The organism is Collimonas antrihumi, from assembly GCF_018304965.1.
Lineage (GTDB): Bacteria > Pseudomonadota > Gammaproteobacteria > Burkholderiales > Burkholderiaceae_D > Collimonas > Collimonas antrihumi.
The window spans coordinates 36,852-53,706 of sequence record NZ_JAGQED010000002.1; the positions used below are offsets into that span (position 1 = coordinate 36,852).

Genomic DNA, 16,855 nt, shown 5'->3' on the forward strand with positions numbered 1-16,855 from the left:
TTTAGTTGTCATCAACTTGTAATACTCTGCGTCTATTGTCGCAGCTTGCGTTTTCAGGTGACTGGCGCCGGTTTTTGTCGAACGTTCGTTTGGATAATAAAGGTAAGCAATGTTTGCAGCAGTGGATTTGGGGTCCAACAGTTTCCGTTTGCATATAGGCAAATACAATGGTGATGCGATTCGCGTCATCAAGAGTGCGCGCGACCCGATTCGACTGGCTGCCGGCCTGGACAGCAAAGGCTACCTGACCGAACAGGCGATGCAGGTGGCGCTGGACTCCCTGTCGCGCTTCCGCAATATCCTGGCGGATTATCAATTGGAAGCGGTGCGGGTGGTGGCCACCAATACGCTGCGCGTCGCCAAGAATGCGGCCGAATTCCTGCCGATCGCCGAACAGGTCATCGGCTACCCGATCGAAATCATTTCGGGCGAAGAAGAGGGCCGCCTGATCTATATGGGCGTCTCCAGCATGCTGCGCCTGCCGAATGAAAAACGGCTGGTGCTGGACATCGGCGGCGGTTCCACCGAATTGATCCTGGGGCGCGGTCAACAGATCGAGCGGGTTGAGTCGTTCGGCATCGGCACGGTCAATCAAAGCCTGGCTTTTTTCTCTGACGGCCAGATCACTGCAGCAGCCTACGATGCCGCGGTACTTTCTGCGCGCAGCCATTTCGAAGACGCCGCGCCGCCGTACCGTCCGCAAAACTGGAGCCATGCTTACGGTTCTTCCGGTACCATCCGGGCGATTTCCGAGACCATCGAAAAGAACGGCCTGGGCGATCACCGCCTGTCGTACACCAGCCTGGAAGCCTTGCGGGCACGTTTTGTCGAATTCGGCCATGTCAGCCGTATCGATTTGCTGGGCATGAAACCGGAGCGTGCTGCGGTCATGGTCGGCGGTCTGGCGGTATTGATCGGTCTGATGCAGGAATTGGGTATAGAAGTGATCCAGCCGATCGAAGCCGGCCTGCGCATGGGGGTGATGTGGGATTTGCAGCTGCGTGGCACGCGCCTGGACCGGCGCGATCAGTCGGTGCACGATTTTTCACAGCGTTTTCACGTAGATCAATTACGCGCAAGCCGGGTTGCCGAAACGGCGACCTCCCTGTTTGAAATGCTCAAACCTGCCAACGATGGCCTCAGCCAGTATTTGCACTGGAGCGCCTTGTTGCATGAAGTCGGGCTGGTGGTCTCGCAAAGCGGCTATCACAAGCATGCCGCCTACCTGATCGAAAATGCCGATCTGTCCGGCTTTACCACCCGTGAACAGCGTGCGATGAGCATGTTGATTCTCGGCCAGAAGGGAAATCTGCGGAAGATCAGCGATGCGCTGCTGGATCCTGATTTTTCCAAGGCGGTGCTGGCTCTGCGGCTGGCTGTGATGTTCCTGCATTCGCGGATAGAGGTCGATCTGGATGAATTGCGTTTGAAAATGAAGAGCAAGATCGAGCTCGATATCAAGCGCGACTGGATCGAAGACCATCCAACCGCGACTTACTGGATGACCAAGGAGCAAGACTGGTGGCGCGAGATTGGCGTCGATTTTGCCATTCGCCGGACCTGACAGCTACCGCTGTACATCGTAGGGTGGGCATACGTGCCCACCCTACGGCAAACACTCTCAGTAAGTCAGCCCGCTGGCCTTATTGAAGAGCGCCATATCGACGTAGTTGGAGAGATGATTGCTGTTGGCGACTTCGCCCACGGTATAGCCGCCGATATCAAAACCGCCGCCGGGGATCGCGTATTCCGCCTGGCCGGCGACTCTTTTGCCGGCTGGCAGCAGCCGTGTCCATGATTTGGCTGCGGTGAAACCTTCCAGCGTCAATGCCGATACCGGCTCATCGCGGTACTTCCGCATCATGTTCAAATGTTCGAGCTGTATCGAAGAACTGCCGATGTTAGGGTTGGGGACAACTTGCGAAAATACCGTCCATTCCACGGCTTTACCGCCCGCCAGCTGGCGCAGCGTGGTCAGGTTGGTGAGGGATGAGCCGGCGACAAAGGTTTGCGGCGCAAGTTTGCGAAATTCCTTCAAGAATACGCCCGAGCTCACCGTGTCCGCGATCATGATCACGAAACCCGGCTTGGCACTGGCCAACTGTGCCGTCTCACTGCGCATTTTTGCCAAATCATTACTCAGGTGGACGGTGCCGCTAAGCTTGATGCCGCTTTCCTGCATCTGATCGGTGAGGCGTCGATAGGCGTCTGTCGTGGCGGCTGATTCTTGATATACGATGCCCACATTTTTGACGCCCAGTTTGCCGAAATGGGAAAATATATAACGGATTTCCTGCTGGTAGCTAGGGCGCCAAAACAAGATTTTGGCATCTTTCTGATAATCGGCGCCAGCCAATGGGGCATATAACGTCAAGCCGCTGCGCTTGAATTCTGCCGAATCCAGCACCGCCCGGGTCACATCGTCGCCGACACCGCCAAACAAATAAGCCACATGAGCCTGGGTGATCAGTTCGTTCACCGCCTTCACGGCCAGGTCGACCTGGCCACGATCGTCGCGCACCAGATATTGGATGTGGCGGCCGTTGATCCCGCCTTTTGCATTGAGAACGTCAAAATAAGTCTTGATGCCGGCGACATAATCGCGCCCCAGATCCGCATTCGGTCCGGACAAGTCGATGGCCTGCCCGATCACGATGGCGTCGGTGGCCGCATTTGCCAGGAACGGCTGGCACAGCGCGAAGGCGGCCAGAGACTTGCACAAAAAGCGTTTCAAGTTTAAGTTCATTGGGAAGTCGAAATATGGCGATGGAGAAGTCGCGATTCTGGTTGTAAATTGTGACGGCTTGATGAATTTTTTGCTAAATTTGTTCCGTTTTTGAAGCCGTTCTTGCCGATGCTTAAATAATTGTATATATTATTTATACGATTTAATTATGGAGAGTTGAATGGTTACCAGTAAAAATGTAAAAGCAGGTGTGGCGTCAGGTGTGAAGCCAGTTGTGAAGCGCGCCGTCAAGAAGCCGGCTGCAGCGATCAAGACCGTTGGCAAGGCCAAACCGGCAGCGCGTTCTGCCATCAAGCCTGCCGCCAAGCCAGTAGCGAAACCTGCAGTGAAACCAGCTGTGAAACCAGCTGTGAAACCAGCTGTGAAGCCGGCATCGAAAGCACAGTCGAAACCTTTGCTCGTCACCAAGCCGCTGGTAGCTAAACCGGCGCTGCCTGTCATCAAGTCTTTGCCGGACGTCAAGGCCAAAGTAAAAAAGGCCAAGCTGGTACGCGACAGCTTCACCATGCCTGCCGATGAGTATCAAGTCCTGGGCGAAGTCAAAAAGACTTTCTTGAAGGCTGGCCTGGAAGTGAAGAAGAGTGAATTGTTGCGCGTTGGCGTTGCATTGATCCGCGCGCTGGATCTGGCAAGCCTGAAACTGGCCGTGGCCAGCTTGCCGCCGGTGAAGGCAGGGCGTCCGAAGAAAGAGAAATAAGACAGATTTGCCGCATTCGGCAGTCTGCAGTACGTAAATTGGGGTTCGTATTCATACGGACCCCAATTTTTTTGCTGCTGTTATATCGAAAAACAGCGGGGTTGAAGGGGTGAAAATCAATTTTTAACACTGTTGCTATGTCATGGAGCCGAAATAAACCTGTCATTTTCTTGAAGTAATCGGTGGTTAGGCTTGTCATCGTCACAATCAGAAAGGACGATGAATGCAACTACTAACGAATCCAGGCGAAGCAAGTCCTAGTGTTTCCAAGTTGACGGTTAGTCTTGCCAGTACGCCGGAAGAAGTGCGCGAAGTGCAACGCCTGCGTTACAAGGTTTTTATCGAGGCGATGGGCTTGTCTACGCTAGCCAATGCAGATGGTCTGGATAGCGATGAATTCGATTCTTATTGCGACCATCTGATCGTCCGCGATACCAATACATTGTGCGTGGTTGGCACTTATCGTGTGATGAGCCCGCATGCTGCACGGCGCATGGGGCGTTATTATTCAGAGCAGGAATTCGATCTCGGCCGGCTCGACAATCTGCGCGACCGGATCGCCGAAGCCGGACGCGCCTGCATCGATCCCGCTTACCGCAGCGGCAGCGTCATCATGCTGTTGTGGGCAGGCCTGGCGGCGTTCATGCGGCGCGAACGATGCGACTACCTGATGGGATGCGCCAGCGTCAGCCTGGCCGACGGTGGCCATAACGCCGCGGCTTTGTATCATGCACTTGATCAAGACAATTTTTCTCCGGCCGAGTACCGTGTCACGCCGCATGTGCCGTTTCCGGTATATGAGCGCGAAGCCGGCCACGTGGCGCAGATGCCGCCGCTGTTAAAGGGATATTTGCGCAGCGGCGCCTGGGTCTGCGGCGACCCGGCCTGGGATCCGGATTTCCACTCTGCCGATTTCTTCCTGCTGCTGCCTTTATCCAAGCTGGACCAGCGCTACGCGCGTCACTATCTTAAAGAAACGAGGGCGGCATGAAGCCGGGCGAGCAGTTCCTGGATGCGGCGCTGTTCCGTTCGCTGGATGATGCCGCTCCCGGCAACGGATCCGGTTCGAAGCGCGATCCGATCCGCTTTCGCACCATCTGGATTTCCGATGTTCACCTGGGAACCACAGGCTGCCAGGCTGCTCGCCTGCTGGAGTTTTTGCGTGCGACCGAATCCGATACCTTATACCTGGTCGGCGATATCATCGATGGCTGGCAATTGAAGCGTCGCTGGTATTGGGACCAGGTGCACAACAACGTGGTGCAAACGGTGTTGAAAAAGGCGCGCAAGGGGACTGAGGTGATTTTCGTACCCGGTAATCACGATGAGGCTGTGCGCCAATTCATCGATCTGGACTTTGGCGGTATCCGGATTCGCGATGAATTGGTGCATACCACCGCGCAAGGCAAACGCATGCTGGTGTTGCACGGCGATCGTTTCGATGGTGTGATTGCCTGCGCCAAATGGCTGGCGTATGTGGGCGATGGCTTGTATACCGTCATCCTGAAATTCAACCAATGGTTCAACGGCTGGCGCGCGCGTGCCGGTTTGCCCTACTGGTCGCTATCGCAATACCTGAAACTCAAGGTAAAGAACGCAGTGAATTATATTTCTTCGTTTGAAGATGCATTGGCGGCGGAAGCAAAAAAGAAGGGGTTGGACGGCGTCATTTGCGGCCATATCCATAAGCCGGAAATCCGCGACATCGACGGCATTAAATATTGTAACGACGGCGACTGGGTGGAAAGCTTGTCGGCGCTGGTGGAAGAAGCCAGCGGCGAGCTGCGCCTGGTTACCTGGCAGGAGATCATGCAACAAAAGAATACAGTGTCCAGCAACCGGGCTCGTGAGTTATGCGAATTGCCATCGTAACTGACGTAGGGCAATCGCAAATAAATGGGGTAGTCAATACTTTACGTGCCACCAGCGCCTGTTTGCGCCAGAACGGTCACGATGTATTGCTGCTCAGTCCCGACGATTTTCCAACCTTTGCCTGTCCTACTTATCCGGAAATTCGCCTAGCCTACAAACCTTACGCCAGGATCGCGGCCAGCCTGAAAGCGTTTGCGCCGGACTGCATCCATATCTCGACGGAAGGACCAATGGGTCTGGCCGCCAGGCGTTTTTGCCTGCGTCAGGGAATCGGTTTTACGACCGCCTACCATACCCGTTTTCCCGAGTACCTGAGCGCACGTGCGATCTTGCCGAAAGCACTGACTTATCGCTGGCTACGCTGGTTCCACGGCCCTTCGAAAGCCGTGATGGTGCCTACTCCGCATGTGCTCGGGGAGTTGGAGCAGCGCGGCTTCCGCCATCTGGTGCTGTGGGGGCGGGGCGTCGATACCGAGCGCTTCAAGCCGATGGATGAGGATCATGCCTGTATCGCACGCCCTCTGTATTTGTATGTTGGCCGGGTCGCGGTGGAAAAGAATATCGAATCTTTCTTGCAAGTCGGTCTGCCGGGCAGTAAATGGGTGATCGGCGACGGGCCGTTGCGCGAGGAATTGCAGCAGCGCTATCCGGAGGTGCAGTTTCTGGGGGCAAAGCTGCACCATGAACTCACTTCGTACTACAACTGCGCCGATGTCATGGTATTTCCCAGTCATACCGATACCTTCGGCCTGGTCATGGTGGAGGCTATGGCGTGCGGCGTTCCGGTTGCGGCTTATCCGGTGGCAGGCCCGCTAGATGTCGTGGCGCATGGCCGCTCCGGGATATTGGACGTGGACCTGACCTCGGCTTGCTTGCGCGCTTTGGTTCTGGATAGGCACGAGGTGCGCAAACATGCGCTGGAATATTCCTGGGAAATTGCAACCCAGCAGTTCCAGCAGCACCTGTTTCAGATTCACGGCGTGAAAACCCGCCCTGCGAATCTGCTGGCAAGAAGATCGCGGCCGCTATCGGGTTTGTAGCACCGCCTTGGCGCTCCGCCTTGGCGCACCAACTAGCTGCTCCGGCTAGCAGCCATAAAAAAACCTCGCAGTGTGAGGTTTTTTTTATTCGTGCGGATTACTTGTTACCAAAACTTCCACCACGGCGCCTTCGCTACCTTGGTGCGATCGGTGCCGGTACCGCCGACATACTTGCTGTTCGGGTAGGTTTTCTTCAGCACGCGCTCGGAATCGTCGCGCAACTGCTTGAGGCCCAGTGCATCGTAAGATTGCACCATGATATGCAATGCTTCCTCAACCGCCGGCGCATCGCGATATTCCTGGATGGCGCTTTGTGCGCGATTGGCGGCAGCCACATACGCACCGCGTCGATAGTAATAGCCGGCGACGTGGACGTCATATTGCGCCAGCGCATTCACCAGGTATTTCATGCGCGCCAGTGAATCCGGTGCGTAAGTGCTGTCCGGGAAGCGGACCACCACTTGCTTGAATGCATCGAATGCATCGCGCGCAGCTTTTGGATCGCGCTCCGTGGCGTCTTCGCTAGACAAGAAGTCGAAAATACTGACCTTGTCATTGAAATTTACCAGGCCCCGCAGGTAGTACATATAGTCTACGTTAGGGTGATTCGGATGCAGCTTGATGAAGCGGTCAATCGCCGCCAGCGCCTCTGGCTGCTCGCCTTGGCGGTAATGCGCATAGGCGATATCCATCTGCGCCTGCTGTGCGTAAGTGCCGAACGGATAACGCGATTCCAGCTTTTCAAAGTACTTAATTGCCTTATCGTAGCCGCCGCTGTTCATTTCATCCTTGGCCTCCGAGTATAATCGGGGGGCGGACCAGTTTGCGGTTTCATCGACTTTGTCTGGCAATAAGCCACACGCAGATAAGGATAGAGCGAATGCGACAGCAGCTAGTTTTAAGAGTCTTTTTTGCATAGTGGTTTGCAAGATTGCGCGTGTTTGCGTGTAGTTTGCGTGTATTAACAACGATTGATTATAGCTGATGGGACTTCAAGTGATGTCATTTACCAAGCCAAATTTGGCTGAAAGTCTGCCTGACGCTGATTTAGAGGCCAATATCGACGATATTGATGACGGCGCCGATCACGGCGTCGATGACGGCGATGCGGCTACTGCCAGCGCGCCGATAGTACTGCAATTGACGCCGGATGTGTGCGGTACGCGTCTGGATAAAGTAGTTTCAAGTCTGGTGCCGCAATATTCGCGTAGCCGGATCCAGCAGTGGATAGAAGCCGGCCACGTCACCGTGGACGGTAAGCCTGGCACCACGAAAATGACCACCTACGGCGATGAAACCGTGATTGTGCTGCCGCAGCCGGCGCCCGATGAACAGGCATTCAAGGCAGAAGACATGTCGCTGGATGTGGTTTATGAAGATGCTGCCATCCTTGTCATCAACAAGCCGGCCGGGCTGGTGGTGCATCCTGCCGCAGGCAACTGGTCTGGCACTTTGCTGAATGGCTTGCTGTTTCGCTGGCCGTCGCTGGTCGGGGTGCCGCGCGCCGGGATTGTGCATCGCCTGGATAAAGATACCAGCGGCCTGATGGTGGTTGCCAAAACGCTGGAAGCGCAGACCGATCTGGTGCGCCAGCTGCAGGCGCGTACCGTCAAGCGCCAATACCTGGCGCTGGTGTGGGGGTCGCCGCAACTGAACGGCACCGTGGATGCCGCCATGGCGCGCCATCCGCGCGACCGCATCAAGATGGCGGTATCGGAAAGTTTGATTGCCAAACCGGCCATTACGCACTATCAGCGGCTGGCGACCGGCTTGCTGGAGCGCCGCCCGGTCAGTTTGATGGGTTGTCGCCTGGAAACTGGGCGCACGCACCAGATTCGCGTCCATATGCAGTCTCTCGGTTTTTCACTGGTGGGCGATGCCTTGTATGGCAAGCAACATCTGATGCCGGCTTTCCCGCGCCAGGCGTTGCATGCGTCCCGTTTGGGGTTGATTCATCCCGTCACAGGCAAAGCTTGCGAATGGTATGTGCCGCTGCCGGACGATTTTGCCGCACTGCTGACGCGCGCCGGCATGAGCGCGCCTGAATAGGCGCAACTGGTCTTGGCTTTGCTGATCTGTTGGAATGGAATAATGGGGATATCCGGCACATGCAATTAATTATTCCGGACTGGCCTGGACTGCCGTCCAGCGTTGGTGCTTTCGCCACCTTGCGTAGCGGTGGTTTCAGCCATGCTCCTTATGATGATGGCAACGGTGGTGGCGGCCTGAATCTCGGTACCCACGTCGGCGATCGGCTGCAAGACGTAGAACGCAACCGAGCGCGCCTGGACATGTTGCTGCCGGCGTCGCCGGTCTGGCTGTCGCAGGTGCATGGCCATCATGTGATCAATGCCGACAGCTTTGGCGGCGGCGCTGTAGTTGGGGTCGAAGCGGATGCTGCAATTGCCACACGGGCAGGCGTGGTGTGTGCGATACAAACAGCCGATTGTCTCCCGGTATTGTTCGCCGATTCGAATGGCGGGGCAGTCGGCGCAGCACATGCCGGCTGGCGCGGCCTGGTGGGCGGGGTGTTGCAAAACACGGTGGCGCGCATGAGAGCAGCCGGCGCCGGGCCGATTTCCGCCTGGCTCGGGGCTGCTATCGGCCCGGAACGATTCGAGGTCGGCGCCGATGTTCTTGCTGCGTTTGCCGAGGCTGCAGAACCCGGCCAGGCGCGGGCGCAAGTCCAGGCTTGCTTTGCGCCCGTCGCCGATCGGCCAGGCAAGTATCTGGCGGATATCTATCAACTGGCGCGGATCGCGCTACGCCAAGCAGATGTGCGCCACATCCATGGCGGCGGTTTATGCACGGTCAGCGACAGAAATTTCTATTCCTATCGTAGGGATCATCTGACTGGTCGCATGGCCTCGTTGATTTGGCTGAAATGAGATAGCTGAAATCAGATGGCTAAAATGAATTGTCAGAAATGACGGGCACAACTCATTCATTCGTTTTTTCCGGAGAGACAGGCGCTTGAGCGCCTGTGACAGCCGTTGCGGCGGCTTTTTGTTGTGCTGCGAGCCGGGCGGAATTTTCAGCGCGCTGTCGATTTCTCTTGCGCTGCGGCGTACCCATCAGGTATAAAACAATTGTCAAAGGGAGCACACCGTAGAGTAAGAATGTCATCACTCCCGCGACTGCGTTTGCTTCTGTTATTGCCATCATGAAGACGACGTAGATCCATGCGATGGCGACGATATGCATTTGGGTACCTGCTTTAGAGTCAATCCGATAAAAGATACACGAAAATAAGCCAAAACAACGGTCACCGCATGAATACGCCTAATTTTTCAGTCTTCGATCCTGCCGCATTGTCGCAACTCTCGCAACAATTCAGTCAAGCCTTCAATCCCCAATTCCTGCAGCAACTTAGTCATATAGCCGATCCCAACATGTTCCTGGGCCTCAATCCGTCTGCGCCAGGTAATGGCGGCGCTGCAGGCCTGGGCGATCTGGGTATTTCGCTGGATCCGGCAGTGCTGGAAAAGCTGCAGGCCGAATACACGCAGCAGATGTCGGCCTTATGGCAGGACATGCTGGCGGCGCGCATCCCGGCCATCGCCGACCGCCGTTTCAGTGCCGCGGCCTGGCATGGCAATCCGGTGTATGCATTCAATGCGGCGGCGTACTTGCTGAATGCCCGTTTCCTGAACGCGATGGTCGATGCTCTCGACGCGCCGCCGAAAATCAAACGGAAAATCGGATTTACGGTGCAGCAGATGATCGACGCCATGGCCCCTTCGAATTTCCTGGCGACGAATCCGGTGGCCCAGCAGAAAATTGTCGAGACCAATGGCGAGAGCCTGACCAAAGGCATCGCCCAGATGCTGGCGGACATGCATAAGGGCCGGGTGTCGCAGACTGATGAGTCCGCGTTCGAGGTCGGCAAAGATGTGGCAACCACTGAAGGTGCGGTGGTATTTGAGAACGAGCTGTTTCAACTGATTCAATACCAGCCGCTCACCGCCAAGGTGTATCAGCGGCCGCTGCTGATCGTACCGCCATGCATCAACAAATTCTACATTCTGGATTTGCAGCCGCAGAACTCGCTGGTGCGCTACGCGGTCGAACAAGGACATAGCGTGTTCCTGGTTTCCTGGCGCAACGCCGATGAGTCGATGGCGCATACGACCTGGGACCAATACATTGCCGATGGCGCAATTCGGGCGATCCGGGTGGTGCAGGATATATCCGGCCAGGACAAGATCAATACGCTCGGTTTTTGTGTCGGCGGCACGATCCTGTCGACCGCCCTGGCGAAACTGGCGGCGGAGAAAGTCAATCCGATCGCCAGCCTGACCTTGCTGACCGCATTCCTGGATTTTAGCGATACCGGGATTCTGGACGTGTATATCGACGACATGCAAATACGCATGCGCGAACAAGCCATCGGCCACGGCGGTTTGATGCCCGGGCGCGAGTTCGGCTCGGCCTTTTCCAGCTTGCGTCCCAATGATTTGCTATGGAATTATGTCGAATCGAATTATCTCAAGGGTGAACAACCGACGCCCTTCGATTTGCTGTACTGGAACGCCGACAGCACCAATTTGCCAGGCCCGATGTTTTGCTACTACCTGCGCCATATGTATCTGGACAATTCCTTGAAAGATGCCGGCAAGCTGACGGTGGACGGGCAAAAAATCGACCTTGGCAAGATCGATGCGCCAGCCTTTATCTATGCGTCGCGCGAAGATCATATCGTGCCATGGACATCGGCCTATGCCTCGGTTTCCCTGCTGAATCCCAAAAATCCGAAGCAGAATCGCTTCGTGCTCGGCGCTTCGGGCCATATCGCCGGTGTGATCAATCCCCCGGCAAAAAAGAAACGTAGCTATTGGGTAAACAACGGGGCCAACAACGGAACCGGCAAGAAAGTTGCCGTCGATGCTGAAACCTGGCTGGCGGCGGCGGTTGAACATCCGGGCAGCTGGTGGACCGAATGGACGGAATTTTTGTCGGAGCATGCGGGAAAGCAAGTGGCCGCACCGCGTAAATTAGGAAATGCCGAGTATGCCGTCATCGAACCGGCGCCTGGGCGATATGTCAAAGTGAGGGCAGAATAAAGTATCGGAAATAAGCAGTGGAATAAAGCAAAACGCAGCGTAAGACTGTGGGGATAGGCAGGTAAGACCAAGATGGATTTTCTGAATTGTTTTTTTGAAGGAGACAAAGATGGCAAAGCGAATCGTTTATGTAACCGGGGGAATGGGCGGCATCGGTACCCCAATTTGTACTCGTCTTTGCACAGATGGTTTTACCGTGGTCGCCGGCTGCGGACCGAATTCTACGCGCAAGGATAAATGGCTGGCCGATATGCGGGCCAAGGGCTTCGATATTCACGCGTCGGAAGGCAATGTCTCCGACTGGGAATCGACCAAGGCGGCATTCGAAAAGGTCAAGGCCGAAATCGGCGAAGTCGATATCCTCATCAACAACGCCGGCATTACACGCGACGGCCAGTTCCGCAAGATGTCCAAAACCGATTGGGATGCAGTCATCGATACCAATCTGAATTCACTGTTCAACGTCACCAAGCAAGTCATCGACGGCATGGCGGATCGCGGCTGGGGACGGATTGTCAATATTTCGTCGGTGAACGGTCAAAAGGGACAGTTCGGCCAGACCAACTATTCGACTGCCAAAGCCGGGATTCATGGCTTTACCATGGCACTGGCGCAGGAAGTGGCGACCAAGGGCGTTACCGTCAATACGGTATCTCCCGGCTATGTCGGTACCGATATGGTGCGTTCGATCAGGCCGGACGTGCTGGAAAAGATCGTTGCCGGGATTCCGGTAAAACGTCTGGGTGAGCCGGAGGAAATCGCTTCCATCATCTCCTGGATCGTGTCGGACGAGGGCGGTTATGCGACAGGTTCCGACTTCTCCTTGAACGGCGGCCTGCACATGGGCTAATGCCGGTTTCCGCGTGGATCGCGCCGCAGGCCGGTTTTGCGGGTTTACGATCCACGCGGCTTATCGGAATGCTTGTTTCTATTGCAACGCAATAAATCTCCCTGCAGTGGATGCTGCACGTGCATATAATGGGGAAGTTATAGTGTAAAATTGATTGCAAAAGTGGCAAGTGGTTGGCAAGTGCTTGGCAAGTAAGTGGCACGCAAGTAGCAAATATAAAATGCCTTATGGGCGTAGCAACCTGGGACTGAAATGACTACTACAAAAAAAATGTCTGAACGTTTGATCAAGAAGTATCCGAATCGTCGCCTGTACGATACGCAAACCAGTTCATACATTACCTTGGCAGACGTCAAGCAACTGGTGCTGGACAACGAGGAATTCGTTGTGCTGGACGCCAAGACCGACGACGACCTGACGCGCAGCATCCTGTTGCAGATTATTCTGGAAGAAGAGTCGAACGGCACTCCTATGTTTTCCAGCGCAGCGCTGTCGCAAATCATTCGCTACTACGGCCACGCCATGCAGGGAATGATGGGCTCCTACCTGGAAAAAAACATCCAGGCTTTCATCGATATCCAGAACAAACTGACTGAAAATTCCAAAGGGCTTTACGAAGGCAAACCTTTCAGCCCGGAGATGTGGGCGCAGTTCATGAATGTCCAGGGGCCGATGATGCAGGGCATGATGAGCAATTACATCGAACAGAGCAAAGGCTTGTTCGTCCAGATGCAGGAACAGATGCAAAACCAGACCAAGAACATGTTCGGCACCTTCCCGTTTGCGCCGCCACCGCCGGACAAGACAAAAAAATAATCATTCTGACTACACCTGTAGCAGGTTTTAAGACCGGCACAGGTAACCATGGCAGTGGAAGGGGTACAATAGCGACTTTGCTTTGACCCCACCTCCCGTCATGTCCAATGTTATTCCCGCAGCGCCTGCTGCACCAGCCACCGCACTAGCCGCACTGGCCGCCGCCCCCAAAGTAGGTTTCGTCTCGCTTGGTTGCCCTAAGGCACTAGTAGACTCCGAACAAATCCTGACCCAGTTGCGTGCAGAAGGTTATGAAACTGCCAAATCGTATGAGGGCGCCGATCTGGTGATCGTCAACACTTGCGGCTTTATCGACGCTGCGGTGCAAGAGTCGCTGGACGCCATTGGCGAAGCCCTGAGCGAAAACGGCAAAGTCATCGTGACCGGCTGTCTGGGCGCCAAAAAGGATGCTGATGGCGACGACATCATCCAGAAGATCCATCCAAAAGTATTGGAAGTCACCGGTCCGCACGCGGTCGGCGAAGTCATGTTTGCGGTGCATAAGCATCTGCCTAAGCCACATGCGCCGTTCCTCGATCTGCTGCCGCCACAAGGCATCAAGTTGACGCCTAAGCATTTCGCCTATCTGAAAATTTCGGAAGGCTGTAACCATCGTTGCAGTTTTTGCATCATTCCATCAATGCGTGGCGACCTGGTATCGAGGCCGATTGCCGATGTCATGCTGGAAGCCGAAAACCTGTTCAAGGCCGGCGTCAAAGAGTTGCTGGTGATTTCGCAAGACACTAGCGCCTACGGCGTCGACGTCAAGTTCCGCATGGGTTTCTGGAACGGCAAGCCGGTCAAGACGCACATGACGCAACTGGTCACCGCGCTGGGCGAACTGGCAGCGCAATACGGCGCCTGGGTGCGTCTGCACTATGTGTATCCTTACCCGCACGTCGACCAGATCATTCCGCTGATGGCGGAAGGCAAGGTGCTGCCATATCTGGACGTGCCGCTGCAACATGCCCATCCCGATGTGCTGAAGCGCATGAAGCGTCCGGCCAGCGGCGAAAAAAATATTGAACGGATACAGGCATGGCGCGCAATGTGCCCGGACCTGACGATCCGCTCAACCTTTATCGCCGGCTTCCCGGGCGAAACCGATGCCGAGTTTGAATACCTGCTGGACTTCCTTAAAGAAGCGGAAATCGACCGCCTCGGCTGTTTCGCCTATTCGCCGGTAGAAGGCGCGACCGCCAATGCGCTGGACAATCCGGTGCCGGAAGAACTGCGTGAAGAGCGTCGCGGTCGTGTGATGCAGCTGCAGGAAGAAATTTCCAAGAAGCGCCTGCAAGCCAAAGTCGGCAAGACCATGCGCGTGCTGATCGATGAAGTCGATCGCAATGGCGGTGTCGGCCGTTCCAGCGCCGATGCACCGGAAATCGACGGCGTGGTCTATGTCAAGCCGCCGTATGAGCCGCACAAGAAGCTGGTGGTTGGCGAGTTTGTCGATGTCACCATCACTGCCTCCGATGCACATGATTTGTGGGCTGCTGCATGATGTCACGGGAGGCCGGGAAGTTTGCTGCTGCACTGGTGTTAGTGCTTGGTTTTGCTTCCGCTTCGGTATTTGCGGGTAATGACAAGGTTTTCACTGAGGCTGCCGCCGCCCCGGTAACGGCGACCGCCGGGCAGAATTTATTCGCCAGGCCGTTGACTCTGCGCGGCACGTTGGGCGATGCGCAGATCGAAATGCATTTGCAATTGAAGCCGGATCCGACTGAGGGCATTCAAGGTACTTATACGATTGCCGGCCAATCCACTAAAATCCTGCTGGCCGGCGAATCGGAAAACACCGATGTCATCATGGAAGAGTCCATCAACGGCAAGGATGTCTCCGGCGAGTGGGCTGGACAGCTGGTCGGCAATACCTTCAGTGGTACCTGGTCCACCATGGACGATGCGGTGACCAAACCCTTCGTGCTGACTGTCTTGAGCGCCAAACCCGTTAAATAAATCCTGTTTATTGATCCTGCTTACTATTGAACATGGCAAAAAAGAACCCCCAAACCGCATTGATGCATAGCGAATATAGCGCTCCGGCAGGTTTTGACGCTTTCCCGGTGGCGATTCATCATGCTTCCACGGTACTGTTCAAGAATGTCGCAGCGATGCGCGCCCGTGACTGGCAGGAAAAGAGCAGTTATACCTACGGCTTGCACGGCACGCCAACCTCGTTCACATTGGAAGCGCGCCTGGCTGAAATCGAAGGCGGCCAGCACTGCCTGCTCGCGCCGAGTGGCCTGGCGGCGATCACCATGATTGATCTGGCCCTGTTGAAGAGCGGTGACGATGTACTGCTGCCAGACAATGTGTATAACCCGAATCGTGATCTGAACAACTGGCTGGCCAAGGATTTCGGCATTACAGCTCGCTATTACGATCCCTTGGTCGGCGCCGGCATTGCAGATCTGATCCAGCCGAATACACGCCTGATCTGGACCGAAGCACCGGGTTCGGTATCGATGGAAGTGCCGGATCTTCCTGCTATTTGTGCCGCAGCACATGCCAAGGGCGCACTGGTGGCAATCGACAACACCTGGTCTGCCGGCCTGGCTTTGCGCGCGTTCGACCTTGGCATCGATATCGTGATGCAAGCGCTGACCAAGTACCAGTCGGGCGGATCGGATGTGCTGATGGGCGCCGTGATCACCAGAGACGCCGCCTTGAATCAACGCTTGCAGACCGCGCACATGCGGCTCGGTTTCGGGGTCGGCATGGACGATGCCTATCTTGTGTTGCGCAGCCTGCCAACCATGAAGTTGCGCTTTGAAGCGCATGACGCCGCGGCACGTAAAGTCGCCGCCTGGTTGCAACAGCAACCACAGATCAACAAGGTATTGCATCCGGCTTTCGCGGATTGCCCTGGGCACGAAACCTGGAAGCGCGACTTTACCGGAGCAGGCGGTTTGTTCTCGGTGCTGTTCGACGCGCGCTATAGCGAAGAGCAGACCGACCGCTTCGTCGATAGCTTGAAATTATTCAAGATCGGCTATAGCTGGGGTGGCGCAAACAGTCTCTGTGTTCCTTACCGGATTCAGAGCATGCGGAAAAACTGGCAGGATCAAGGCGTATTGGTCCGCTTCAATATCGGCCTGGAAGATCCGCAGGATTTGATCGCCGATATCGAGCAAGCTTTTGCTGCCATGTAGATGGGCTGCTGTTGTAGGGTGGGCATATATGCCCACCCTACGAGTCCGTCGTTTAATATAATTGCTGAAGCATATAAACTGCAGCCGCCTGGCTAACCGACACTTGATAACTGGCGAGATTTTCCTTGGCTGGTGAGTGCGCTACTTCTGTGGCTGTATAGCCCAGCGCACTCCAAAATTTTTGCGACTGCTGCACCGATACCAGCGCACTCCAACGCCAACCATTCAAGCGCGCGTGTCCCAACGCAGCCGCCACCAAAACATTACCCGCTTGCCGGCCCCGTGCGTTCGGCGCTACAGCCAGGTCATGCAAGTACAGGCAATCCGGCGTTGCTGCAATCTTGAAGGGGTGGTCCAGCGCCGTGATGACATCTTTGTTAGTGGGATAACTGAACAAATACGCTGCCGGATCTTGTCCCGATGGCGACCATATCCAGCAAGTGGCTGGTGTCAGGGCGAGGCGGGCGCGGAATACGGCTTCCGACTCTTGCATAAGCGATGGATAACATTGTGCCTGGATACGCATGACGGCGGGAATGTCATTGTCAGACATGATTCTGACAGCACTGCCTGCATCAGCTGACGCGGGCAATGCTGTCAATTTCGCGATAGCTGA

General features: G+C 55.5%; 17 protein-coding genes. 13 read left to right on the plus strand and 4 right to left on the minus strand.

The annotated features are described in order from the left end of the window. Window positions 1-109 precede the first annotated feature (109 nt). Window positions 110-1,564, plus strand: coding sequence for a Ppx/GppA phosphatase family protein (locus tag KHU29_RS02780; RefSeq protein WP_211451181.1), 1,455 nt, complete (start codon window positions 110-112; stop codon window positions 1,562-1,564). 57 nt (window positions 1,565-1,621) lie between these two features. On the opposite strand, the gene KHU29_RS02785 is transcribed toward KHU29_RS02780, so the two are convergent. Then, complete coding sequence (locus tag KHU29_RS02785) at window positions 1,622-2,734, minus strand: ABC transporter substrate-binding protein (RefSeq protein ID WP_246541423.1); 1,113 nt, start codon at window positions 2,732-2,734, stop codon at window positions 1,622-1,624. 172 nt (window positions 2,735-2,906) lie between these two features. Here KHU29_RS02785 and KHU29_RS02790 point away from each other — a divergent pair, with 172 nt between their 5' ends. From KHU29_RS02790 to KHU29_RS02805, 4 genes are all read left to right on the plus strand, one after another. Then, the gene (locus KHU29_RS02790) at window positions 2,907-3,443 is read left to right on the plus strand and encodes a hypothetical protein (protein WP_246541424.1); all 537 of its coding nucleotides are present in this window, start codon (window positions 2,907-2,909) and stop codon (window positions 3,441-3,443) included. A gap of 223 nt (window positions 3,444-3,666) precedes the next feature. Beyond that, a complete protein-coding gene (locus tag KHU29_RS02795; protein WP_211451183.1) occupies window positions 3,667-4,434 on the plus strand; it encodes a GNAT family N-acetyltransferase in 768 nt (255 codons plus the stop codon). Then, the gene (locus tag KHU29_RS02800) at window positions 4,431-5,315 is read left to right on the plus strand and encodes a UDP-2,3-diacylglucosamine diphosphatase (protein ID WP_211451184.1); all 885 of its coding nucleotides are present in this window, start codon (window positions 4,431-4,433) and stop codon (window positions 5,313-5,315) included. The genes KHU29_RS02795 and KHU29_RS02800 overlap by 4 nt, the downstream gene beginning before the upstream one ends. Beyond that, window positions 5,297-6,355, plus strand: a complete 1,059-nt coding sequence (locus KHU29_RS02805) for a glycosyltransferase family 4 protein (RefSeq protein WP_211451185.1) — start codon at window positions 5,297-5,299, stop codon at window positions 6,353-6,355. The genes KHU29_RS02800 and KHU29_RS02805 overlap by 19 nt, the downstream gene beginning before the upstream one ends. 104 nt (window positions 6,356-6,459) lie before the next feature. On the opposite strand, the gene KHU29_RS02810 is transcribed toward KHU29_RS02805, so the two are convergent. After that, window positions 6,460-7,272: an outer membrane protein assembly factor BamD gene (locus KHU29_RS02810; protein ID WP_211451186.1), complete on the minus strand. Its 813-nt coding sequence runs from the start codon at window positions 7,270-7,272 to the stop codon at window positions 6,460-6,462. 67 nt (window positions 7,273-7,339) lie between these two features. Here KHU29_RS02810 and KHU29_RS02815 point away from each other — a divergent pair, with 67 nt between their 5' ends. Next, window positions 7,340-8,404 carry an RluA family pseudouridine synthase gene (locus KHU29_RS02815; protein ID WP_211451187.1) on the plus strand — a complete coding sequence of 355 codons (1,065 nt, stop codon included), beginning with the start codon at window positions 7,340-7,342 and terminating at the stop codon, window positions 8,402-8,404. A 59-nt stretch (window positions 8,405-8,463) separates the two neighbouring features. Then, window positions 8,464-9,243 carry a peptidoglycan editing factor PgeF gene (gene pgeF / locus KHU29_RS02820; RefSeq protein ID WP_211451188.1) on the plus strand — a complete coding sequence of 260 codons (780 nt, stop codon included), beginning with the start codon at window positions 8,464-8,466 and terminating at the stop codon, window positions 9,241-9,243. 52 nt (window positions 9,244-9,295) lie between these two features. Here the strand turns inward: pgeF and KHU29_RS02825 are convergent, their stop codons facing one another. Continuing rightward, window positions 9,296-9,559 carry a hypothetical protein gene (locus KHU29_RS02825; RefSeq protein WP_211451189.1) on the minus strand — a complete coding sequence of 88 codons (264 nt, stop codon included), beginning with the start codon at window positions 9,557-9,559 and terminating at the stop codon, window positions 9,296-9,298. A gap of 68 nt (window positions 9,560-9,627) precedes the next feature. On the opposite strand from KHU29_RS02825, the gene phaC reads away from it, so the two are divergent. The 6 genes from phaC to KHU29_RS02855 all read left to right on the plus strand — a co-directional run bounded on the left by phaC (window position 9,628) and on the right by KHU29_RS02855 (window position 16,239). Next, a complete protein-coding gene (phaC, locus tag KHU29_RS02830; protein ID WP_211451190.1) occupies window positions 9,628-11,418 on the plus strand; it encodes a class I poly(R)-hydroxyalkanoic acid synthase in 1,791 nt (596 codons plus the stop codon). 109 nt (window positions 11,419-11,527) lie between these two features. Beyond that, on the plus strand, window positions 11,528-12,268 hold the full coding sequence (locus tag KHU29_RS02835; protein WP_211451191.1) for a 3-ketoacyl-ACP reductase: 741 nt from the start codon (window positions 11,528-11,530) through the stop codon (window positions 12,266-12,268). A gap of 252 nt (window positions 12,269-12,520) precedes the next feature. Beyond that, window positions 12,521-13,084: a polyhydroxyalkanoate synthesis repressor PhaR gene (phaR, locus tag KHU29_RS02840; RefSeq protein WP_092416180.1), complete on the plus strand. Its 564-nt coding sequence runs from the start codon at window positions 12,521-12,523 to the stop codon at window positions 13,082-13,084. A gap of 100 nt (window positions 13,085-13,184) precedes the next feature. After that, entirely contained in the window at window positions 13,185-14,588 is a 1,404-nt protein-coding gene (rimO, locus tag KHU29_RS02845; RefSeq protein WP_211451192.1) for a 30S ribosomal protein S12 methylthiotransferase RimO, read from the plus strand. Beyond that, entirely contained in the window at window positions 14,585-15,043 is a 459-nt protein-coding gene (locus tag KHU29_RS02850; protein ID WP_211451193.1) for a hypothetical protein, read from the plus strand. Before rimO ends, KHU29_RS02850 begins: the two co-directional genes overlap by 4 nt. 32 nt (window positions 15,044-15,075) lie before the next feature. Further along, window positions 15,076-16,239, plus strand: coding sequence for a cystathionine beta-lyase (locus KHU29_RS02855; protein WP_211451194.1), 1,164 nt, complete (start codon window positions 15,076-15,078; stop codon window positions 16,237-16,239). Window positions 16,240-16,291: 52 nt separating this feature from the next. Here KHU29_RS02855 and KHU29_RS02860 read toward each other — a convergent pair whose 3' ends face one another. Then, window positions 16,292-16,792, minus strand: coding sequence for a GNAT family N-acetyltransferase (locus KHU29_RS02860; RefSeq protein ID WP_211451195.1), 501 nt, complete (start codon window positions 16,790-16,792; stop codon window positions 16,292-16,294). Window positions 16,793-16,855: the final 63 nt, after the last annotated feature.